Origin of the sequence: Streptomyces sp. LUP30 (assembly GCF_001746365.1) — a bacterium.
GTDB lineage: Bacteria > Actinomycetota > Actinomycetes > Streptomycetales > Streptomycetaceae > Streptomyces.
The window spans coordinates 152,828-174,275 of the sequence record NZ_MJAJ01000003.1; the positions used below are offsets into that span (position 1 = coordinate 152,828).

Consider the following 21,448-nt stretch of genomic DNA (forward strand, 5'->3'; position numbering starts at 1 on the left):
GCTGACAGGGCCGCATCCCTCACCGGGGTGCGGCCCTTCGGCATGCTCCCCGCCCTCCCGGTTTTCCGTGCGTGAAGGCTTGACGGTCCATTGGTCCGGACCTACGGTCTCCGCTCAACGCCCGAGTTCATAAGGGCGCTCCGAGTTCACATACGAGAACGGGAAACGGAGCCTTCGTGCGTCGAGCCGCATTCCTGGTGACCGTCACCTCGCTGGTCGTGGGCGCCCTGGCGTCCCCGAACGCCTCACGGGCCCAAGCCGCTCCCACCGCTTTCGTCCACCCCGGAGTCGCCGTCTCCCGGGCGCAACTGGACTTCGTCCGGGACAAGGTCAACGCCGCGGCCCAGCCGTGGAAGGGAGCCTTCGACCAACTCCTGGCCAGCAAGTACGCCGACCTGAATCGCACCCCCGCACCCCGTGCCGTAGTCGAGTGCGGGTCCTACTCCAACCCGAACCACGGCTGCACGGACGAGCGCGAGGACGCCCTCGCCGCCTACACCGACGCCCTCGCCTGGTACGTCACGCGGGACGAGCGGTACGCCAAGAAGGCCATCGCGCTGATGGACGCCTGGTCGGGCGTCATCAAGGACCACACCGACAGCAACGCCCCGCTGCAGACCGGCTGGGCGGGCTCCACCTGGCCGCGGGCCGCCGAGATCGTCAAGTACACGTACTCGGGGAGCTGGACGAACTCCGGCCGCTTCGCGGCCATGCTGCGCGACGTGTACCTGCCCGAGGTGATCAACGGCTCGAACTCCAACGGCAACTGGGAGCTGTCGATGACGGAGGCGGCGATCGGCATCTCCGTCTTCCTCGAGGACAGGACGTCGTACGACAAGGCCATGGCGAAGTTCCGCGCCCGCACCGCCGCCTACGTCTACCTGGCCTCCGACGGCGAGCTCCCGAAGACCGTGCCCGGCCAGAACCTGAACACCCGGGAGAAGATCGTCGCCTACTGGCAGGGGCAGGGCACCTTCGTGACCGGGCTGACCCAGGAGACCTGCCGGGATCTCACCCACACCGGGTACGGTATCTCCGCGATCTCGCACGTCGCCGAGACCAGCCGGATCCAGGGCCAGGATCTGTACGGCACCGATGTGGGGGAGCGGCTGCGGCAGGCCCTCGGCTTCCAGGCCAGATACCAGCTCGGCGCTGCCGTCCCGGGCTGGCTGTGCGGCGGCTCGCTGAACCTGGGGCTAGGTCCTGTCACGGAGGTCGGCTACAACGCGCTGCACAACCGGCTGGGCATCGCGATGAGCAACACGCAGACGCTGACCCTGCGAAACCGTCCGGCCGGCAGCAACAACCTCTTCGTCGCCTGGGAGACGCTGACCCACGGGGACAATCCCGCGTGAACCGATGCGGGGGGATCGTCCGATGAAGGGCTGAGGGGCGCCGCTGTCCGTCACGCGTCAGGGTTGCGTCAAAGGCGCGCCCCGCCCCTCGGCTCGCCCCTCGTCCCGGAAGGGTTGGCCGTAAGGTCGACGCTGCGTAGGCAGTAATGACAGGAAGACAATGAGGCCATGGCACGCGGCAAGCTTCGGATCTACCTCGGCGCCGCACCGGGCGTGGGCAAGACGTACGCCATGCTGTCCGAGGCCCATCGCCGGGTGGAACGGGGCACGGACTGCGTGGTCGCGTTCGTGGAGCACCACGGCCGCCCACGCACCGAGGTGATGCTGCACGGGCTGGAGGAGGTCCCGCGCCGCGAGCTGCGCCACCGGGGCGCCGTCTTCACCGAGATGGACGTGGACGCCGTCCTCACCCGCGCTCCGAAGGTCGCCCTGGTGGACGAACTCGCCCACACCAATGCTCCGGGGTCCCGCAACGCCAAGCGCTGGCAGGACGTGGAGGAACTGCTCGCCGTCGGCGTCGACGTGATCTCCACGGTCAACATCCAGCACCTGGAGTCCCTGGGGGACGTCGTCGAGTTCATCACGGGCGTCCGCCAGCAGGAGACGGTGCCCGACGAGTTCGTCCGGCGCGCCGACGAGATCGAACTGGTGGACATGTCGCCGCAAGCCCTGCGCCGGCGGATGGCGCACGGCAACGTCTACAAGCCGGACAAGGTCGACGCGGCCCTGTCCAACTACTTCCGGCCCGGGAACCTCACGGCCCTGCGGGAACTGGCCCTCCTGTGGGTCGCCGACCGGGTCGACGAGTACCTGCAGCAGTACCGCAGCGAGCACCGGGTGTCGGCGATCTGGGGTTCGCGCGAGCGGATCGTGGTCGGGCTGACCGGCGGCCCGGAGGGGCGCACGCTCATCCGGCGGGCGGCGCGGCTCGCGGAGAAGGGCGCCGGCGGCGAGGTGCTCGCCGTGTACATAGCGCGCAGCGACGGGCTCACCTCGGCCTCGCCCAAGGAACTGGCGGTGCAGCGCACCCTCGCGGAGGATCTCGGAGGCACCTTCCACCACGTGGTCGGCGACGACATACCGGCCGCGTTGCTCGACTTCGCCCGCGGGGTCAACGCCACCCAGATCGTGCTCGGCTCCTCGCGCCGCAAGGCCTGGCAGTACGTCTTCGGCCCCGGGGTCGGCGCGACCGTGGCCCGGGAGTCCGGGGCCGACCTCGACGTCCACATCGTCACCCACGAGGAGGCCGCAAAGGGGCGTGGACTGCCCGTGGCCCGCGGTGCCCGGCTCGGGCGGGCCCGGATCGTCTGGGGCTGGCTGGTCGGGGTGGCCGGGCCGGTGCTGCTGGCGCTGCTGCTGAGCACCGTCCACCTCGGTCTCGCCAACGACATGCTGCTGTTCCTGGCCCTCACGGTGGCGGCCGCGCTGCTGGGCGGCCTGCTGCCCGCGCTGGCCTCGGCGGCCGTGGGCTCGCTGCTGCTGAACTACTTCTACACACCGCCCCTGCACCGCTGGACCATCGCCGACCCGAAGAACATCGTCGCCATCGTGATCTTCGTCGGTGTGGGGATCTCGGTGGCGTCGGTGGTGGACCTGGCCGCCCGGCGCACCCACCAGGCGGCCCGGCTGCGGGCCGAGTCGGAGATCCTGTCCTACCTGGCGGGCAACGTCCTGCGGGGCGAGACCAGTCTGGAGGCGCTGCTGGAGCGGGTGCGGGAGACCTTCGGGATGGAGTCGGCGGCGCTCCTGGAGCGGGCGGGCGACCACGAGCCGTGGACCCGGGCCGGCCACGTCGGCTTCGGGACGCCGGTCGAACGGCCCGACGACGCGGACGTGGAGGTGCCGGTCGGCGACCGCACGGCGCTGGCGCTCACCGGGCGGGTGCTGCCCGCGGAGGACCGGCGGGTGCTGGCCGCGTTCGCCGCGCAGGCCGTCGTCGTGCTGGACCGGCGGCGTCTGCAGGAGGAGGCCGACCAGGCGCGCACGCTGGCCGAGGGCAACCGCATCCGCACGGCGCTGCTGGCCGCCGTCAGCCACGATCTGCGCACGCCGCTGGCCGGGATCAAGGCCGCGGTCTCGAGCCTCAGGTCCGACGACGTGGCCTGGTCCGAGGAGGACCGGGCAGCGCTCCTGGAAGGCATCGAGGACGGCGCGGACCGTCTGGACCACCTGGTGGGCAACCTGTTGGACATGTCCCGCCTCCAGACGGGCACGGTCACGCCGATCATCCGCGAGACCGACCTCGACGAGGTGGTGCCGATGGCGCTCGGCGGGGTGCCCGACCCGCAGGTGAGCGTCGAGCTGGACATCCCCGAGACGCTGCCGATGGTCGCCGTGGACGCCGGGCTCCTGGAGCGGTCGGTCGCCAACCTGGTGGAGAACGCCGTCAAGTACAGCCCGGGCGGCGCACCCGTGCTGGTGTCGGCGAGCGCCCTGTCCGACCGGGTGGAGGTGCGGGTCGTGGACCGCGGGCCCGGCGTCCCCGACGAGGCCAAGGAGCGGATATTCGCCCCCTTCCAGCGGTACGGCGACGCTCCGCGCGGTGCCGGGGTGGGGCTGGGCCTCGCGGTCGCCCGCGGCTTCGCCGAGGCCATGGGCGGCACCCTCGACGCGGAGGACACCCCCGGCGGGGGACTCACCATGGTCCTCACCCTTCGCGCGGCCGGACCACTCGCCGAGCCGCAACCCGGCCCGGACGCCGAGCCACCCGCCGGCCCGGACCCCGAGCCGCAACCCGCAAGACCCGAAAGGCAGGCCTCATGCTGAGCCCGGCGGGGGGGACACCCCAGGCTCCCACGAGGGTGCTCGTCATCGACGACGAGCCGCAGATCGTGCGCGCCCTCGTGATCAACCTCAAGGCCCGCAAGTACGACGTCGACGCCGCTCATGACGGCGCCACCGCCCTCCGGCTCGCCGCCGCCCGCCACCCGGACGTCGTCGTCCTCGACCTCGGGCTGCCGGACATGGACGGGGTGGAGGTCATCAAGGGGCTGCGCGGCTGGACCAGGGTGCCGATCCTGGTGCTGTCCGCCCGCCACTCCTCCGACGAGAAGGTCGAGGCGCTGGACGCGGGCGCCGACGACTACGTCACCAAGCCGTTCGGCATGGACGAGCTGCTGGCCCGGCTGCGGGCCGCCGTCCGCCGCGCCGAACCCGCCGGCGGCGGCGAGGACGAGGTCCTCGTGGAGACCGACGAGTTCACCGTGGACCTCGCCGCGAAGAAGGTGAACCGGGCCGGGAAGGACGTACGGCTGACGCCCACCGAGTGGCATCTGCTGGAGGTGCTGGTGCGCAACTCCGGCCGCCTGGTCGGCCAGAAGCAGCTGCTGCAGGAGGTGTGGGGGCCGTCGTACGGGACGGAGACGAACTATCTGCGGGTGTACATGGCACAGCTCAGACGCAAGCTGGAGGCGGATCCCTCGCATCCGAGGCACTTCGTCACGGAGCCCGGGATGGGGTACCGGTTCGAGCGGTAGGAGGTGGCCCCGGGCCGGGAGGCCGACGCGGCGCGGACACGGCCCTGGGACGGCCCCGGAACGGCCCCGGGACGGTCTCGGACACGGCCCCGGAACGGCCTCGGGCACGGCCCCGGAACGGCCTCGGGCACGGCCGCGGGTACGGAGAACGGCGAGCGGCCATGTCGACGGCCGCCGGTCGGGCGGACAGGTACCGCCGCGGTTACGGCTCTGTCGGCGGGCCCCGGTACGCTTCAGATATGAGCGCTGTTCCTCGTTCCGAAAAGCCGGTCGGCCGGTTCCGGCGCATGCTGGACCGGCTCTCCTCGTCGCAGGAGGACCTGGAGTCCGAGGAGCTGCGAGAGGACGCCGAGACGGCCGGTTGCACGCGGATCGGAGACTGCCAGGACCGGCAGATCGTCACCGTTACTGGTACCTTGCGCACGGTCACCCTGCGACCGCGCGCCGGAGTCCCGGCCCTGGAGGCCGAGCTGTTCGACGGCACCGCGGCACTCGACGTCGTGTGGCTGGGCAGGCGCTCCATCGTGGGCATAGAACCGGGGCGCAGGCTCATCGCATCGGGCCGGGTCTCCATGAGCCGCGGCCGCCGGGTGCTGTTCAACCCCAAGTACGAACTGAGACCCCTGGGTAGGGAGTAGCCGGTGACGTCGCTCGACAAGCCGACCGAAGACACGACCGCGGAGGACACCGCCGCGGCCGACGCCCGGGCGGTGACCGAGGCCGCGCTGTTCGAGGCGTTCGGCGGCGTCCGCGGAATGGTCGAGACGGTGGTGCCCGGCCTGCTCTTCGTCACGATCTTCACGATCAACAAGGACCTGCACATGTCCGCGATCGCCGCGCTCGCGGTGTCGCTGGTCCTGGTCGTGGTCCGCCTGGCCATGAAGGACACCGTCAAGCACGCGTTCAGCGGGGTCTTCGGCGTCGCGTTCGGCGTCGTCTTCGCGATGATGACCGGCAACGCCAAGGACTTCTACCTGCCGGGCATGCTCTACACGCTGGGCCTGGCCCTTGCCTACATCATCACGACCCTGTGCGGGGTGCCGCTGATCGGGCTGATCCTGGGCCCGGTCTTCAAGGAGAACCTCTCCTGGCGGACCCGTAACCCGGGGCGCAAGAAGGCGTACGCCAAGGCCAGTTGGGCGTGGGGGCTGATCCTGCTCGCCAAGTGCGCGATCCTCTTCCCGCTCTACTGGTGGGCGAACACCGCGCAGCTGGGCTGGGTGCTCGTGGCGCTGAAGATCCCGCCGTTCCTGCTCGCCGTCTGGCTGACCTGGGTGTTCCTGGCGAAGGCGCCCGCGCCGATCGACGTGTTCGCGGAGATGGAGGCGGAGGAGAAGGCCGCTGCCGCCGCCGGGGACGCCGCCGGGGACGCCGAGGCGTCGGAGGCCGGTGGGCGACACCGTCGGGAGGGGTAGTCCCGGTGCCGGGGTGACCGCCTCGGGGGCTGCCGCCCCCGGCCCCCGCTTCGGTTCTGAACGGGCCTCGTTCTCGAACGCCGGACGGGCTGAGCAAATGGCAACCGCATGGGGGCGCCCGGAGATCTCCGGGCGCCCCCATCGTCGTATCCCTCGGTCCGGTCCGGGCCGCACGGGTCCGGGCCGGACCGCCGAGGCTCAGCCGGCGGTGTCGGTTGCGTCCTTGCGGACCGACAGCAGGTCCTCCAGCTGCTCCTCCCGGGCCTGGGCGGCCACGAAGAGCAGCTCGTCGCCCGGTTCGAGCGAGTCCTCGCGGGTCGGGGTCAGGACCCGGGTACCGCGAATGATGGTGACCAGGGACGTGTCCTCCGGCCACTCCACGTCGCCGACCTGGGTGCCGGCCAGCGCCGACTCCTCGGGCAGCGTCAGCTCGACCAGGTTGGCGTCGCCGTGGCTGAAACGGAGCAGCCGGACCAGGTCGCCGACGCTCACCGCCTCCTCGACCAGGGCCGACATCAGGCGCGGGGTCGAGACGGCCACGTCAACGCCCCAGGACTCGTTGAAGAGCCACTCGTTCTTCGGGTTGTTGACGCGTGCGACGACGCGCGGGACGCCGTACTCCGTCTTGGCCAGCAGCGAGACGACCAGGTTGACCTTGTCGTCGCCGGTGGCGGCGATCACCACGTTGCAGCGCTGGAGCGCGGCCTCGTCCAGCGAGGTGATCTCGCAGGCATCGGCCAGCAGCCACTCCGCCTGGGGGACGCGCTCGACCGAGATGGCGGTCGGCGCCTTGTCGACGAGCAGGACCTCGTGGCCGTTCTCCAGCAGTTCGCCGGCGATCGAACGGCCGACGGCGCCGGCTCCGGCAATGGCGACCCTCATCAGTGACCGTCCTCCTTCGGGCCCTCGGCGAACGAGGCCTCGACCTTCTCGACCTCGTCGGTGCGCAGCATCACGTGCACCAGGTCGCCCTCCTGGAGGACCGTCTGCGAGGTGGGCAGGATCGCTTCGCCGAGGCGGGTCAGGAACGCCACGCGGACGCCCGTCTCCTCCTGCAGCTTGCTGATCTTGTGGCCGACCCAGGACGCGGCGGCGTGCACCTCGGCGAGCTGGACGCCGCCGGTGGGGTCGCGCCACAGCGGCTCCGCGCCCGAGGGCAGCAGCCGGCGCAGCATCTGGTCGGCCGTCCAGCGCACGGTGGCGACGGTGGGAATGCCCAGACGCTGGTAGACCTCGGCGCGGCGCGGGTCGTAGATACGGGCGGCGACGTTCTCGATGCCGAACATCTCGCGGGCCACGCGGGCGGCGATGATGTTGGAGTTGTCGCCGCTGGAGACGGCGGCGAACGCGCCGGCCTCCTCGATGCCGGCCTCGCGCAGGGTGTCCTGGTCGAAGCCGACCCCGGTGACACGACGGCCGCCGAAACCGGAGCCGAGTCGTCGGAAGGCGGTGGGGTCCTGGTCGATCACGGCGACCGTGTGCCCCTGTTGCTCCAGGGTCTGCGCGAGAGCGGAACCCACTCTGCCGCAGCCCATGATGACGATGTGCACGACCGTCCTTCCGAGGTCAAGAAGTAAAGAAGTCCATAAGTTTTCTGGCCTGGCCATGGCGCTCGGCCCTGAACAGGGTCTCAGACCGCCGCCCAAGCTACACAGGCGCGGTCCTTGCAGGGCACCCCCCGTGCACGGTCGACGCGCGGTTCGCCCGATCCAGGGCCCGATCTAACGGCGGCTGATGCTCCAGAGACTGAGGAAGGTAAGGATTCCGAGGCCGACGAGGGTGCCGACGGCGCCGATGATCTCCGCGGTCGTGTGCATGGACCCTCCGAAGGGCGTCAGCGGGCGGGGGATTGTCATATAGACATGACGATCGACGAGGCTGCGGAAACCGCAACTCGGGGCCGGCCGATTTCACTCGGGAGGCAGACGCGGCGGCCTGTCACCCGGCTGAGCCCGGGGGAGGGTGGGCGGTCCCGTGTTCGAAGGCCTACGATCCTCTGTTGTGTCCAAACTGACCGACGTGCCCAAACGGATTCTGATCGGGCGTGCACTGCGCAGTGATCGACTAGGAGAAACGCTCCTGTCGAAGCGCATCGCCCTACCCGTTTTCGCTTCCGACCCGCTGTCCTCCGTGGCCTATGCGCCCGGGGAGGTGCTGCTGGTCCTGTCCATCGCGGGCGTGTCGGCCTACCACTTCAGCCCGTGGATCGCCCTCGCGGTCGTCGTGCTGATGTTCACGGTGGTCGCCTCCTACCGACAGAACGTCCACGCCTACCCCAGCGGCGGCGGCGACTACGAGGTCGCCACCACCAACCTCGGCCCCAAGGCCGGGCTGACGGTGGCCAGCGCGCTCCTCGTCGACTACGTCCTCACCGTCGCCGTCTCCATCTCCTCCGGCATCGAGAACCTCGGCTCCGCGATCCCGTTCGTCGTCGAGCACAAGGTGGCCTGCGCCGTCGCCGTCATCGTGCTGCTGACGCTGATGAACCTGCGCGGCGTCAAGGAGTCCGGCAAGCTCTTCGCGATCCCCACCTACGTCTTCGTCGCGGGCGTCTTCATCATGATCGCCTGGGGGGCCTTCCGCGGGCTGGTCCTCGGCGACACGATGCATGCCCCCACCTCCCAGTACACGATCAAGGCCGAGCATCAGGGCCTGGCCGGTTTCGCACTGGTCTTCCTGCTGCTGCGCGCCTTCTCCTCCGGCTGCGCCGCGCTCACCGGCGTCGAGGCGATCTCCAATGGCGTCCCGGCCTTCCGCAAGCCCAAGTCGAAGAACGCGGCCACCACGCTCGCGGCGATGGGGCTGCTGGCCGTCACCATGTTCTGCGGGATCATCGTCCTGGCCCTGGTCACCAAGGTCCGAATGGCCGAGAACCCGGCCACCGACCTGCTGAAGGACGGGGTCGGCGTCGGCGCCGACTACGTGCAGAACCCGGTGATCACCCAGGTCGCCGAGGCCGTCTTCGGCAAGGGCAGCTTCTTCTTCGTCGTGCTCGCCGCCGCCACGGCCCTGGTGCTGTTCCTGGCCGCCAACACCGCCTACAACGGCTTCCCGGTGCTCGGCTCGATCCTCGCCCAGGACCGCTACCTGCCCCGCCAGCTGCACACCCGCGGCGACCGTCTCGCCTTCTCCAACGGCATCGTGCTGCTCGCCGGCACGGCCATGCTGCTGGTCGTCATCTACGGCGCCGACTCCACCCGGCTGATCCAGCTCTACATCGTCGGCGTGTTCGTGTCGTTCACGCTGAGCCAGACCGGCATGGTCCGCCACTGGAACCGCCTCCTGGCCACCGAGACCGACCAGGCCAAGCGCCGTCACATGGTCCGCTCGCGTGCGATCAACACCTTCGGCGCCTTCTTCACCGGCCTGGTGCTGGTCGTCGTCCTCCTCACCAAGTTCACGCACGGCGCCTGGGTCGCCCTGCTCGGCATGGTGATCTTCTACGGGACGATGACCGCGATCCGCCGCCACTACGACGGCGTCGCCGCCGAGATCGCCGCTCCCGAGGGCCCCAGCGACGACAGCGTCCGCCCCTCGCGCGTCCACTCGGTGCTGCTGATCTCCAAGATCCACCGCCCGACGCTGCGCGCCCTCGCCTACGCCAAGCTGATGCGCTCCGACACCCTGGAGGCGCTCACCGTCAACGTCGACCCGACCGAGACCAAGGCGCTGCGCGCGGAGTGGGAGCGGCGCGGGATCGACGTGCCGCTGAAGGTGCTGGACTCGCCCTACCGCGAGGTCACACGGCCGGTCATCGAGTACGTCAAGAGCCTGCGCCGGGAGTCGCCGCGCGACGCGGTGTCGGTGATCATCCCCGAGTACGTGGTCGGCCACTGGTACGAGCACCTGCTGCACAACCAGAGCGCACTGCGGCTCAAGGGCCGGCTGCTGTTCACGCCGGGCGTCATGGTCACGTCCGTCCCCTACCAGCTGCAGTCCTCCGAGGCGGCGAGGAAGCGGGCGCGCAAGCGGCAGGAGTGGAACGCCCCGGGTTCCGTGCGCCGCGGCCCCGCACACGTGGGCCGTCCCAAGGAGCCGTCGGGTTCCGCGTCGGGTTCCGGCAGCTCGCCGGGCGCCCCGGGGCCGGACGACAAGCACTGACCCCCGCCCCGCGCACCGGCGCGTGGTGAACGGCCGGACGACAGCCACGTAGACTGGTGGGCTGTTGTCCGGCCGTTCCTCGTTCGACGTTGTGGAGTCTCCCCGCCATGCAGGCAGAACCGAAGAAGTCGCAGGCGGTGTCCCTCGTCGGCGAGGAGTACGAGGTCGAGATCGGCCCCGTCGCCCACGGCGGCCACTGCATCGCCCGCACCGAGGCCGGACAGGTGCTGTTCGTCCGGCACACGCTGCCCGGCGAGCGGGTCGTGGCCCGGGTCACCGACGGCGAGGAGGGCGCCCGCTTCCTGCGGGCCGACGCCGTACGGATCCTGGAGCCGTCCAAGGACCGCGTCGAGGCCCCCTGCCCCTACGCCGGCCCCGGCCGCTGCGGCGGCTGCGACTGGCAGCACGCCAAGCCCGGCGCGCAGCGCCGCCTCAAGGGCGAGGTGATCGCAGAGCAGCTCCAGCGGCTCGCGGGCCTCACGCCCGAGGAGGCCGGCTGGGACGGCACCGTGATGCCGGCCGAGGGCGACAAGCTGCCCGCCGGACAGGTGCCGCAGTGGCGTACCCGCGTGCAGTACGCGGTGGACGCCGACGGCAACGCCGGCCTGCGACGCCACCGCTCGCACGAGGTCGAGCCGATCGAGCACTGCATGATCGCCGCGGAGGGCGTCAGCGAGCTGGGCATCGAGCAGCGTGACTGGGCGGGGATGGAGTCCGTCGACGCCATCGCCGCGACGGGCTCCCAGGACCGCATGGTGATCCTCGAACCCCGGCCCGGCGCCCGTCTGCCCCTCGTCGAGCTCGACAAGCCCGTCTCCGTCATGCGCGTCGAGGAGCACGACGGCGGCATCCACCGCGTCCACGGCCGCGCCTTCGTCCGTGAGCGTGCCGACGGCCGGACGTACCGCGTCGGCAGCGGCGGCTTCTGGCAGGTCCACCCGCAGGCCGCCGACACCCTCGTGAAGGCCGTCATGCAGGGCCTGCTGCCGCGCAAGGGCGACATGGCGCTCGACCTGTACTGCGGCGTCGGCCTCTTCGCCGGAGCGCTCGCCGACCGCCTCGGGGAGAAGGGCGCGGTGCTCGGCATCGAGTCCGGCAAGCGCGCGGTCGAGGACGCCCGGCACAACCTCGCGGGCTTCGACCGGGTGCGGATCGAGCAGGGCAAGGTCGAGAGCGTCCTCCCGCGCACCGGGATCACCGAGGTCGACCTCATCGTCCTGGACCCGCCGCGGGCCGGCGCGGGCAAGAAGACGGTGGAGCACCTGTCGTCCCTGGGCGCACGGAAGATCGCCTACGTGGCCTGCGACCCGGCGGCCCTGGCCCGTGACCTGGGGTACTTCCGCGACGGCGGATACCGGGTGCGGACACTGCGGGCTTTCGATCTGTTTCCGATGACGCATCACGTGGAGTGCGTGGCTGTTCTGGAGCCTGTGGCTAAGGGCGTCTGACCTGCTGCTCATCTGTTGCGGGCGTGTCATGCCGGCCCTCACGAAGTTGAGGCTGGTTGTTGCGAGGCGGATGTCTTCGCGCAGCCGCTCACTGATCGCCCTCGGGCGTCCTCCGCTCCCTTGTGGGTCCAGTGCATCGAACCCCCGCTCGATGAAGGAGCGCGACGGCGCGGACGGGTCCGCTTGACCCTGTCGGGGGCGCCTGAAGCCGACCGTGGAGACGCGGTCCACGTGTCGTGTGCGGACCGCTTCGTCCTTCCGGCTCACCTCACCCGTAGGACGTCGAGCGCGGTGAGTGCGACGTGCAGTTCGGTGCGGTGTTCGCCGGACTCGAGATCGCAGTCGAGTATCCGCTCGATGCTGCGCAGACGTTGGTAGACGGTCTCGCGGGACAGACAGCCGGAGCGGGCTGCCTGGGTCTTGTTGCCTGCCGCGTCAAGATAGTGGCGCAAGGTCGTCAGCAGGTCCGTCCCGTGGCGGGCGTCATGGTCGAGGAGCCGGCTGAGCCGGCGCTCGGTGAAGTCCTGGATCCGGGTGTCTTCCCGGAGTGCGAAGAGCAGGCGGCGCAGGCCGATGTCGGATGGCTTGTGGTAGGCGCGTCCCGGCGGGAGCGGCTGGCCGGGCTCGGTGGCTTCGGTGACGCGGGTCGCCTCGCGGAAGGACCGGGCGACACCGAAGAGGTCTGTCGCCTCGCTGCCTGCGCTGACGGTGGCCCCCGGCGCCAACTCGAGTACGGTGCGGCTCAAGTGTTCGACCACGGGTGGGCAGGACCGGCCGGGGCGCAGGGACAGGAGGATGCCGAGGCGCGTGGGGCCGAGAACGCCGACGAGGGCCTGTGTCCCTTGCTTCTTCAGCTCTTCGCAGAGGAGGGCCTCGCTTTCCGTCGCGTCGGTCTCTTGAGGGAAGTCCGCGAGCACGGCCATGAAGCTGCAGTCCTTGGTGGACAGACCCAGTGCGGCGACCCGGGCCTCGGCGTCCGCAGGAGAGTGGTGACGTTGTCCGACGAGGTCGCGCAGGAGATTGCGCTGTGCGGTGCGTTCCCAGGGCACGGGCTGGATGACGCGGGCGATGGTGAGGGCCATCGCAGCTCTCTCCAGGACCGTCACGGCCGTGGGGCCGAATGCCGAGGGGGTGGGCCGGCCCGAAGGGGCGGGCAGCATGACCACCCGGCCCCAGCTCTCGCCCTGGTACTCCACGGATGTCGCGAGCCAGCGGTCCGGTCCGGACACGGATGCGTGACCGGCGGGAGGTGTCGCTCGTGAGCGCCGTTCCCAGTCGCTGAGAGCTGCCTCGACCGTGCCTGCGGAGGGCGCGCAGATCAGTGCCTGGTGGGCCAGGTTCTCCAGTACCACGGTGTGGCCGCTCATCTCAGCGGCGGCACGTACGACCTCCTCGGGCACGGCGCCGCGCAGGGTGAGGGCGGTGAACGCCTCGTGAATGCGCTGGGTCCGGCGCATCTCCTCGGCCTGGTTGCCGAGGATGAGAGCGTGGACGACCTGCGTGACCTCGAGGAAGTTGACGTCCTTTGCCAGGGTCACGAGGGGGAGCCCGCGGGCCTCGCAGGCACGGACCAGGGCGTCGGGCGGGCGGTGGTAACGGCGGACCAGTTCGATGACCAAGGCCGCCGCACCGATGTCGGCGAGTTCGTTCACGTAGCGGCGTACTCCGGCCGGCTCCTCCGGGAGGGGCATACCGGTGGTCAGTACGAGCTCGCCGCCCTTGAGGAAAGAGGCAGGGTCGGTCAGCTCGGTCATGTGAACCCAGCGGACGGGGCGGTCGAGCAGGTCTGTTCCGGTGACGACCTGCGGCTGCCCGGCGGACAGGACGGGAAGGGTCAGAACGTCGGCCACGGTGAGCGGACGGCCGGCGGTGGCCATGTCCGGGCCTGCCAGGGAGGCGTCAGGACCGTCGGCGACGGGCCTCGCAGCCGTGTGGTGCTTCTCGCGCATGGGACCTCCCTGGGTGCTCCGTCACCCTGACAAGCCTCACTGACCTGCGCAAGAGCTATGTAAGGGCCGCTGAGCAGGGTGAGCGGGGCGTGCTGCCCGGTGCGGCTGACACAACGTCCAGATGCCGCGGCGCGGGCGGACAGATCGAGCATTGGTGTCATCGAGGTACGCGGAGATGCTCGACCGGACCGGAGCCAGACCGACGATCCGCCGGGAGACGAACATGACTGCACTGTCGCCGCACCTTCGCCAGGCCACGCCCGTGGTGGCGGTCCGGGGAGAGGGCGTCCACCTCTACGGTGAGGACGGCCGCCGCTACCTCGACTTCACCGCCGGCATCGGCGTGACCAGCACCGGGCACTGCCACCCCAGGGTCGTGGCGGCTGCCCGGGAACAGGTGGGCACCCTCGTCCACGGCCAGTACACGACGGTCATGCACCAGCCGCTGCAGCGGCTGGTCGGCAAACTGGGCGAGGTCCTTCCCGAGGGGCTCGACAGCCTGTTCTTCACCAACTCCGGCAGCGAGGCGGTGGAGGCGGCGCTGCGGCTGGCCCGGCAGGCCACCGGTCGGCCGAACATCCTGGTCTGCCATGGCGGCTTCCACGGTCGTACGGTGGCCGCCGCCTCGATGACGACCTCCGGCACCCGCTTCCGGTCCGGCTTCTCCCCGTTGATGAGCGGTGTCGTGGTCACCCCCTTCCCTGCCGCCTTCCGCTACGGCTGGGACGAGGAGACCGCGACACGATTCGCCCTGCAGGAGCTGGACTACACACTCCAGACGATCTCCTCACCTGCTGACACGGCCGCCGTCATCGTCGAGCCGGTGCTCGGCGAGGGGGGTTACGTGCCCGCGACCCGCGCCTTTCTGGAGGGCCTGCGGGAGCGGGCCGACCGGCACGGCTTTCTGCTGATCTTCGACGAGGTGCAGACCGGAGTGGGCCGCACCGGCCGGTTCTGGGGACACGAGCACTTCGAGGTCACACCCGACATCCTCGTCACCGCAAAGGGACTGGCCAGCGGCTTCCCGCTGGCAGGCATCGCCGCCTCCGAGGCGCTGATGGCCAAGGCGTGGCCGGGATCGCAGGGCGGTACGTATGGCGCCAACGCCGTCGCCTGCGCGGCGGCCTGCGCCACCCTCGACATCGTCCACGACGAGAAGCTCGTCGAGAACGCCGAGGCGATGGGCAAGCGCCTTCGCCAGGGCCTGGAGGCGGTGGCCGACCGGACCGCAGGCATCGGCGACGTACGCGGCCTCGGCCTCATGCTCGCCACCGAGTTCGTCACCGAGGACGGCAGCCCGGACCCCGAGACCGCCGCCCGCGTGCAGCGTGCCGCTGTCGACCAGGGCCTGCTGCTGCTTCTGTGCGGCGCCTGGAACCAGGTCGTGCGGATGATCCCGGCCCTGGTGATCGACGAGACGGCGGTGGACCAGGGACTCCAGGCATGGGCGGCCGCGGTGGAGGCCGGCACATCGGGAGCGGCGCGGCGATGACAGACCCACCGCACCGAGGGCTCCTGTGCGGTCGTCACCGCGGCGACGGTCCGTCTGGTGGCGAGCGCACAGGCCTCGACACCGCTGCCTCGCGTCCGGGCCGTGGCGGGCCTGCGTGGTGGCGACGATCGCCTCGTCCATGCCCATCACCGCGGTGAGAGGGCAACACGGCGCTCAGGGAACGTTGGTCCGGACCCATCGAGTCGTCGGCTGCCTTATCGAGGGGCAGAGTGTGCGTAATGGACATTCGGCAGCTGGAGTACTTCCTTGCGATCGTTGATCGTGGGGGGTTCAACCGTGCGGCCTCGGCTCTGTACGTGTCGCAGCCGTCGCTGTCGCAGGCCGTGCGTGCACTGGAGCGTGATCTCGGTTCCGAGTTGTTCCGTCGCATCGGGCGCAGGGCAGTGTTGACGGAGGCCGGGAGGGCTCTGATCGAGCCTGCCCGGGAGGCCGTGCGGAGTCTGGAGACGGCGCGGGCGAGTGTCGCGGCGGTGCACGAGCTGCGTGAGGGGCGCCTGGACGTGGCATCCGTGCCGTCGCAGGCGGTGGAGCCGCTTACGCATCTGGTGAGTACCTTCACCCACCGGTATCCCGGCGTGTCCGTGGCCATCAAAGCGGCGTTCACCGCGCGTGAGGTGACCGACATGGTGCGTACGGGTGCCGTGGAGCTAGGGCTCTTGGCATCCACCGGGCCGTTCTCCGACAAGGAGGTCGTCTCCCACGCGCTGGAGCGGCAGCGCTTCGTGCTGATGGTGCCGACCGACGGCCCGTTCGCCGGCCGGACGGCGGTGGAGTGCCAGGAGCTCGCAGGACAGCGGCTGATCGTCGGACAGCCGGGCACCGGGATGCGCGCCTACGTCGACGCGCTGCTGGACCAGGGCATCGAGTTCACCATCGCCGCCGAGACCGAGCACCGGGTGTCGCTCATGCCCCTGGTGCTGGCCGGTGTCGGGCTCGCGGTGATCATGGATTCCTGGCGGGACCTCGCCCAGCGGCTGGGCGCCCGCGTGCTGGACATCGAGCCGGAGACCACCTTGGACATCGCTCTCGTCAGCCGCCGCGGCAGCCTGTCGCCGGCGGCTGCCGCGTTCCTGGCGGCCGCCATCCCGGCTGCCGGCAGCTGATAGGCGCCGCTTATCAGGGATATCCGCTTTGCGTCTTGGACGCCCCGCGGACCGCCTTGCTGCAATCGACGGCATGACGACCAACCACCGCATTGCCCTGATCCCCGGCGACGGCATCGGCGCCGAGGTACTGCCCCCAGCCCAGCAGGTGCTCGACGTCCTCGGCCGCCGCCACGGCTTCAGCCTCTCCTACACGTCGTACGACTGGTCGTGCGAGCGGTACCTGCGGGAGGGCGCCATGATGCCCGCCGACGGTATCGACCAGCTGCGCGACAAGGACGCGATCCTGCTGGGCGCCGTCGGCTACCCGGGGGTCCCGGACCATGTCTCGCTGTGGGGGCTGCTGATCCCGATACGGCGCAGCTTCCGCCAGTACGTCAACCTCCGGCCCGTCCGTGTCTTCGCGGGCATCGACAGTCCGGTGCGCGGCGCACGGCCGGGCGAGGTCGATCTCGTCGTCGTGCGGGAGAACGTCGAGGGCGAGTACAGCGAGATCGGCGGCCGGCTGAACCAGGGCACGCCCGAGGAGCTGGCCGTCCAGGAAGCGGTGTTCACCCGGGCCGGGGTCACCCGTGTCGCCGACTACGCGTTCTCGCTCGCCGCGCGCCGCAGAGGGAAGGTCACCTCCGCAACCAAGTCCAACGGCATCATTCACACCATGCCGTTCTGGGACGAGCTGATCGCCGAGCGGGCCGCCGAACACCCCGGCGTCACCTGGGACCAGGAGCACATCGACGCTCTGGCGGCCAAGTTCGTCCTGGACCCCGCCCGCTTCGACGTGGTCGTCGCCTCCAACCTCTTCGGCGACATCCTCAGCGACCTCGCGGCCGCGGTCGCCGGATCCATCGGCGTCGCCCCGGCGGCCAACCTCAACCCGGAGGGTGACTTCCCCTCGATGTTCGAGCCGGTGCACGGCTCAGCGCCCGACATCGCGGGCCAGGGCATCGCCAACCCGCTGGGCGCGATCTGGTCCGCGGCCATGATGCTCGACCACCTCGGCCACCCGGCCGCGGCCAGGGACATCACGGACGCGATCGCGTCGGTCCTGGCCAAGACCGATACCCGCACCCGTGACCTGGGCGGAGCCGCGACCACCGCCGAGTTCACCGACCGGCTGATCGCGCTTCTCTGAACCAAGTTCTTCCGCGGTGGGCGGCAGGAACGACGCCGCCGCCCACCAGTCATCCCCGCGCGCCCTCTGCCGCTGCTTCTCCCGCGTCCAGAACCAGCACCGCGACGTGCAGGGACGTGCGCTCCAGACCTGATTCCAGGTCGCAGCCGAGGAGCCGTTCGATGGTGTGCAGACGCTGGTAGTACGCCTGCCGGGACATGCCGGCGCGTTTCGCCGCGACCGACTTGTTCCCGGCCGCCGCCAGATAGGCGCGCAGTGCCGGGAGCAGATCGCCGTTGTTGCGGTCGTCGTGCTCGATGAGGCGGGTCAGTTGCCGTTCCGCGTACCGCTGAAGACGGGTGTCCTCCCGAAGGACGCCCAGCAACTCCGGCAGCCGGACGTCGGCGGGGACGTAGAACCACCGCTCCGGGGAGGCCGGTGTGATGGCCTCGGCCGTCTGCTCCGCCTCCTGCCACGACCGGGCGATCCCGCCGAGGTCGGTCACCCCGGGGCCGACGGCGACGACGGCCCGCGGTCCGAGCTCCTCCCGGGTCAGACGGCCTATCTGCTCGGCGACCGGCTGCCAGGCGCTCGCCTGTGCCAGAGCCATGAGCACACCGATGCGGCCCGGGGCCGTCTCGCCGACCAGGGCGCGGACACCGGTGTGCGTCAGCGCCTTCGCGATCCGTTCGTCGAGGTGCTCCCCCGCGGTGCCGGTGTACGGGTGGCGGATGACCGCGGCGAAGAGGCGGTGTCCGAGGGTGGGCAGTCCCAGTGCCTCGGCGCGGGCGCGGGCGTCCGCGGGGGAGCGGAAACGCCGTTCGTACAGGTCCCGCAGTACGGAGCGGTGGGCCCGGCGCTCCCACCATGCCTGCCCCGCCAGACGCGCCATGGTCAGCGCGACCGCCGCACGCTCCAGCACCAGGACGTGCTCCGGGTCGGGCTCGGCGCTCAGCCGGTCCTCCAGCAGGACCAGCCGTCCCCACGGCCCGTGGTGGTCCTGCACCGGCGCGATCAGCCACCCCTCCGGGCCGCTCGGCGTGAGCCTCTCCGGCGTCGGGGCGGCCCGCGAACGCCGCGACCAGGCCGACACCACCGGTTCGTACGGCCGGCCGAGCAGCTCGCACATCAGGACCCGGTGGGTGAGATCCTCCAGCACCACGGGCGCTCCGGTGAGCTCCGCGGTGGTGTGCACCAGCTGCTCGGGGTCCGCGCCCCGCAGCGTCAAGGCCGTGAAGATGTCCTGGATGTCCCGCCCGCGGCGCAGCAGGGCCCCCTGGGCGTCCAGAATGAGCGCGTGCACCGTCTGCGTGACGTCGACGAACCGGACGCCACGGGCCAGTTCGACCAGCGGAACATCACGGGCACGGCACGCCGCCACGAGCTCCTGGGGCACCTTCTGGTACCGGTAGCCGAGCTCCACGATCAGGCCGGCCGCGTCGACGTCCGCGAGCTGGTCGACGTAGCCGCGCAGCTCGGAGGCGTCCTCTGGATGCGGCACGCCGGTCGTCAGGATCAGCTCGCCGCCCTCCAGGAAGTCCGCGGGGTTGAGCAGCTCGGTGACATGCACCCAGCGCACCGGGCTGTCCAGCCGTGCCTCGCCGGCCAGCACGCGAGGCATGCCCTCGGCGAGCACGGGCAGGCCCAGTACCTCCCTAAGGGTAGGAAAGTGCCCGCTTGCATGGTGTCTGGGCGGCATAAGGGGTCTTTCATCCGACGGAATGGGGCTCACCTTCGCACCGGCCACTCATCGTGACAAGAGGCGGGCCGTCATTCGAGCGGTCCGGTCGTCCGCAGTGACAGACCGTCTCGAGAAGGCCCTGAAGCGGAACACAGTGTGGGTTGACCTGCGGGTTCCGCGGGGCGGAAAGTGAACGCCATCCCCAGCAGGATCCGAACTGCAAAGGTCCGCGCGGTATCCGCAGCGTGCTGGGGCGACTTCCACCCAGACCACACCATCGAGCGGAGCGATCTCATGCGCATTCCGAAGCGCGTCGCCGTGATCGGTGCCGGCAGCATGGGCAGCCAGGCCATGTGGCGACTGGCCGCCCGCGGCGCCGAGGTCATCGGCTACGACCGTTACGCACCGGGTCACGACCGAGGCGCGGCCGGGGGCGAGAGCCGGATCTACCGAGCCGCCCACCTCGGCGAGCCCGCGTACATTCCGCTGCTGCGGCTGGCGGACCGGATGTGGGAGCAGCTCCAGGCGGAGACGGGCCGGTCGCTGCGACGCCGCAGCGGCAGTCTCGTGATGGGAGAGAGCGCCTCTCCGTCCATGCGCCTCCTCCTGTCCACCAGCGCCGCCCATGGGCTGGATCACGAGGTACTGGACCGGGAGGAACTCGGCCGCCGCTACCCGCAGCACCGGCTCCCGGACGGACACACCGCTGTCCTCGACCGGTTGGGCACCGTCATCAGGCCGGAGGCGTCGATCCAGGCAGCCGCCGCCCGTGCCGAACAACTGGGCGCCCGGCTACACCGCTACACCACGGTGCGCGAGGTCGTCCCCGCGGCGAGCGGCGGCGTGCGGATCGTCACCGACCTGGGCACGGACCACGTCGACGCCGCCGTGGTGACCGTGGGCCCCTGGATCAACACCCTGCTCCCGGACCTCCCCCGGACCGTCGACGTCCGCCGGGTGGTCTGCTCCTGGCACCTGCCCACCCGCCACGACTGGTTCGCGGGCGGTGCCCCGTCCTTCGTGCGCGCCGCACCCCACGACTGCTTCGGGATCCCGTCGCCCGACGGCATCTCCGTCAAGCTCGGTCTCTCCTTCAAGTACCACGCGCCGGTGCCCGAGCCCGATCGGCTCGACCGTACCGTCCGCCCCGAAGAACTCGGTGTCTTCCGCGAGCTCATCGGTGAACTCATGCCCGACCTGAACCCCGACCCCATCAGGACGTCGGCCTACATGGAGGGCTACACGGAGTCCGGAAACCCGCTCGTCGGTCACCTCCCCGACGAGGACGACATCATCGTCATGGCCGGGTTCTCCGGCAGCGGTTTCAAGTTCTCGCCCGCGATGGGAGAGATCGCCGCCGACCTGGCGCTCGACGGCAGCACGCAGCACCCTGTCGACTTCCTTGCTCCGGCAGGAGTCGGCGCCGCCTGATCCCCGGCGGTCGCCGTCGTCATCACCCCCCATTCCTGACGTCTCTGTCGTGCCCTGTCGTGAGCATGCCAAAAAGCCCAGTTCCCCGACGTAAGAAAGTGGAGTACTTCCATGCCCATTCCCTCGTTCCGGTTCCGCCCGAAGTACGTCTCGTTCGACTGCTACGGGACGTTGATCGAGTGGCCGATGACCCCCATCACGCGTGAACTCGTCGGCGACCAGATCCCCGCCGAGCAGTGGGACCAGTTCGTCAAGGAGTTCCGCGGATACCGCTACGACTCGGTCCTCGACAAGTACTGCCCCTACGAGCAGACGCTGCAGGCCGCCTTCGAGCGGGTCTGCCGCAAGTGGGGCGTCAAGGCGGCCCCGGACGCGGGCAGGCGGCTCGCCGACGGCGTGCGCAGCTGGGGCCCGCACGCCGACGTGCCGGAGCCGCTGAAGAAGATGGGCGAGCACTACAAGCTGGTGATCCTTTCCAATGCCGACGACTCCTTCCTCGCGGAGAGCGTGCCGCGGCTGGGCGCCGACTTCCACGCCGTCTTCACCGCCGAGCAGGCCGGCTACTACAAGCCCCGTTACGCCGCGTTCGAGTACATGCTCGACCAGCTCGACGCGTCCCTCGAGGACTTCGTGCATGTCTCCTCGCACACCCGCTACGACCTGATGCCGATGCACGACATGGGCTTCCGCAACCTCGTCCTGCTGGACCGCGGCTGCGACCCGGTCACCCATGGCTACGACTACGTGACCGTCAAGTCCCTGGACGAGCTCAACCAGATGCTCGGCATCTGACGCGCGACGCGCACCCGCTCACCCACCCCCCCGTCCGATCCGCACGTCGTCCCCGCATCACGGATTCCCCGTA

At 70.5% G+C, this 21,448-nt stretch carries 16 protein-coding genes; 12 read left to right on the forward strand and 4 right to left on the reverse strand.

The window, feature by feature from the left end; all coding sequences use genetic code 11:
• Nucleotides 1–176: 176 nt before the first annotated feature.
• The 5 genes from BG482_RS04205 to BG482_RS04225 all read left to right on the forward strand — a co-directional run bounded on the left by BG482_RS04205 (nucleotide 177) and on the right by BG482_RS04225 (nucleotide 6,246).
• On the forward strand, nucleotides 177–1,355 hold the full coding sequence (locus BG482_RS04205; RefSeq protein ID WP_069767477.1) for an alginate lyase family protein: 1,179 nt from the start codon (nucleotides 177–179) through the stop codon (nucleotides 1,353–1,355).
• Nucleotides 1,356–1,523: 168 nt separating this feature from the next.
• Nucleotides 1,524–4,121 carry a sensor histidine kinase KdpD gene (locus BG482_RS04210; RefSeq protein WP_069767478.1) on the forward strand — a complete coding sequence of 866 codons (2,598 nt, stop codon included), beginning with the start codon at nucleotides 1,524–1,526 and terminating at the stop codon, nucleotides 4,119–4,121.
• Nucleotides 4,115–4,831, forward strand: a complete 717-nt coding sequence (locus tag BG482_RS04215) for a response regulator (protein ID WP_069767479.1) — start codon at nucleotides 4,115–4,117, stop codon at nucleotides 4,829–4,831. The genes BG482_RS04210 and BG482_RS04215 overlap by 7 nt, the downstream gene beginning before the upstream one ends.
• Before the next feature lie 239 nt (nucleotides 4,832–5,070).
• On the forward strand, nucleotides 5,071–5,469 hold the full coding sequence (locus BG482_RS04220) for an OB-fold nucleic acid binding domain-containing protein (protein ID WP_078615454.1): 399 nt from the start codon (nucleotides 5,071–5,073) through the stop codon (nucleotides 5,467–5,469).
• 3 nt (nucleotides 5,470–5,472) lie between these two features.
• A complete protein-coding gene (locus BG482_RS04225; protein ID WP_069767480.1) occupies nucleotides 5,473–6,246 on the forward strand; it encodes a DUF3159 domain-containing protein in 774 nt (257 codons plus the stop codon).
• A gap of 198 nt (nucleotides 6,247–6,444) precedes the next feature.
• On the opposite strand, the gene BG482_RS04230 is transcribed toward BG482_RS04225, so the two are convergent.
• Together BG482_RS04230 and BG482_RS04235 are read right to left on the reverse strand one after the other, a co-directional pair.
• Nucleotides 6,445–7,128 carry a TrkA family potassium uptake protein gene (locus BG482_RS04230; RefSeq protein ID WP_069767481.1) on the reverse strand — a complete coding sequence of 228 codons (684 nt, stop codon included), beginning with the start codon at nucleotides 7,126–7,128 and terminating at the stop codon, nucleotides 6,445–6,447.
• Nucleotides 7,128–7,796 (reverse strand): TrkA family potassium uptake protein, encoded by a 669-nt coding sequence (locus BG482_RS04235; protein ID WP_069767482.1) that lies wholly within the window; start codon nucleotides 7,794–7,796, stop codon nucleotides 7,128–7,130. Before BG482_RS04235 ends, BG482_RS04230 begins: the two co-directional genes overlap by 1 nt.
• A 451-nt stretch (nucleotides 7,797–8,247) precedes the next feature.
• Here BG482_RS04235 and BG482_RS04240 point away from each other — a divergent pair, with 451 nt between their 5' ends.
• Together BG482_RS04240 and BG482_RS04245 are read left to right on the forward strand one after the other, a co-directional pair.
• A complete protein-coding gene (locus BG482_RS04240; RefSeq protein ID WP_069767483.1) occupies nucleotides 8,248–10,347 on the forward strand; it encodes an APC family permease in 2,100 nt (699 codons plus the stop codon).
• Nucleotides 10,348–10,454: 107 nt separating this feature from the next.
• Complete coding sequence (locus BG482_RS04245) at nucleotides 10,455–11,795, forward strand: class I SAM-dependent RNA methyltransferase (RefSeq protein ID WP_069767484.1); 1,341 nt, start codon at nucleotides 10,455–10,457, stop codon at nucleotides 11,793–11,795.
• Nucleotides 11,796–12,058: 263 nt separating this feature from the next.
• On the opposite strand, the gene BG482_RS04250 is transcribed toward BG482_RS04245, so the two are convergent.
• On the reverse strand, nucleotides 12,059–13,744 hold the full coding sequence (locus BG482_RS04250; protein WP_079141568.1) for a PucR family transcriptional regulator: 1,686 nt from the start codon (nucleotides 13,742–13,744) through the stop codon (nucleotides 12,059–12,061).
• A 223-nt stretch (nucleotides 13,745–13,967) separates the two neighbouring features.
• Between BG482_RS04250 and BG482_RS04255 the strand changes: the two genes are divergently transcribed.
• The 3 genes from BG482_RS04255 to BG482_RS04265 all read left to right on the forward strand — a co-directional run bounded on the left by BG482_RS04255 (nucleotide 13,968) and on the right by BG482_RS04265 (nucleotide 17,492).
• Complete coding sequence (locus BG482_RS04255) at nucleotides 13,968–15,236, forward strand: aspartate aminotransferase family protein (protein WP_069767627.1); 1,269 nt, start codon at nucleotides 13,968–13,970, stop codon at nucleotides 15,234–15,236.
• 239 nt (nucleotides 15,237–15,475) lie between these two features.
• Nucleotides 15,476–16,360, forward strand: a complete 885-nt coding sequence (locus BG482_RS04260; protein WP_069767485.1) for a LysR family transcriptional regulator — start codon at nucleotides 15,476–15,478, stop codon at nucleotides 16,358–16,360.
• A gap of 73 nt (nucleotides 16,361–16,433) precedes the next feature.
• Nucleotides 16,434–17,492: a tartrate dehydrogenase gene (locus tag BG482_RS04265; RefSeq protein ID WP_069767486.1), complete on the forward strand. Its 1,059-nt coding sequence runs from the start codon at nucleotides 16,434–16,436 to the stop codon at nucleotides 17,490–17,492.
• 49 nt (nucleotides 17,493–17,541) lie between these two features.
• Here BG482_RS04265 and BG482_RS04270 read toward each other — a convergent pair whose 3' ends face one another.
• Nucleotides 17,542–19,170 (reverse strand): PucR family transcriptional regulator, encoded by a 1,629-nt coding sequence (locus BG482_RS04270; protein ID WP_079141569.1) that lies wholly within the window; start codon nucleotides 19,168–19,170, stop codon nucleotides 17,542–17,544.
• Nucleotides 19,171–19,446: 276 nt separating this feature from the next.
• Here BG482_RS04270 and solA point away from each other — a divergent pair, with 276 nt between their 5' ends.
• Together solA and BG482_RS04280 are read left to right on the forward strand one after the other, a co-directional pair.
• Nucleotides 19,447–20,583, forward strand: coding sequence for an N-methyl-L-tryptophan oxidase (solA, locus tag BG482_RS04275; protein ID WP_069767488.1), 1,137 nt, complete (start codon nucleotides 19,447–19,449; stop codon nucleotides 20,581–20,583).
• A gap of 111 nt (nucleotides 20,584–20,694) precedes the next feature.
• Entirely contained in the window at nucleotides 20,695–21,375 is a 681-nt protein-coding gene (locus tag BG482_RS04280) for a haloacid dehalogenase type II (protein ID WP_069767489.1), read from the forward strand.
• Nucleotides 21,376–21,448: the final 73 nt, after the last annotated feature.

Bases quoted from the DNA above. Each gene is read 5' to 3' on its own strand.
- BG482_RS04210 (WP_069767478.1), top strand. From the start codon at position 1,524: ATGGCACGCGGCAAGCTTCGGATCTACCTCGGCGCCGCACCGGGCGTG.
- BG482_RS04265 (WP_069767486.1), top strand. From the start codon at position 16,434: ATGACGACCAACCACCGCATTGCCCTGATCCCCGGCGACGGCATCGGC.
- BG482_RS04270 (WP_079141569.1), bottom strand. From the start codon at position 19,170: ATGCCGCCCAGACACCATGCAAGCGGGCACTTTCCTACCCTTAGGGAG.
- BG482_RS04255 (WP_069767627.1), top strand. From the start codon at position 13,968: ATGACTGCACTGTCGCCGCACCTTCGCCAGGCCACGCCCGTGGTGGCG.
- BG482_RS04280 (WP_069767489.1), top strand. From the start codon at position 20,695: ATGCCCATTCCCTCGTTCCGGTTCCGCCCGAAGTACGTCTCGTTCGAC.
- BG482_RS04230 (WP_069767481.1), bottom strand. From the start codon at position 7,128: ATGAGGGTCGCCATTGCCGGAGCCGGCGCCGTCGGCCGTTCGATCGCC.
- solA (WP_069767488.1), top strand. From the start codon at position 19,447: ATGCGCATTCCGAAGCGCGTCGCCGTGATCGGTGCCGGCAGCATGGGC.
- BG482_RS04245 (WP_069767484.1), top strand. From the start codon at position 10,455: ATGCAGGCAGAACCGAAGAAGTCGCAGGCGGTGTCCCTCGTCGGCGAG.
- BG482_RS04215 (WP_069767479.1), top strand. From the start codon at position 4,115: ATGCTGAGCCCGGCGGGGGGGACACCCCAGGCTCCCACGAGGGTGCTC.
- BG482_RS04260 (WP_069767485.1), top strand. From the start codon at position 15,476: ATGGACATTCGGCAGCTGGAGTACTTCCTTGCGATCGTTGATCGTGGG.
- BG482_RS04250 (WP_079141568.1), bottom strand. From the start codon at position 13,744: ATGCGCGAGAAGCACCACACGGCTGCGAGGCCCGTCGCCGACGGTCCT.
- BG482_RS04220 (WP_078615454.1), top strand. From the start codon at position 5,071: ATGAGCGCTGTTCCTCGTTCCGAAAAGCCGGTCGGCCGGTTCCGGCGC.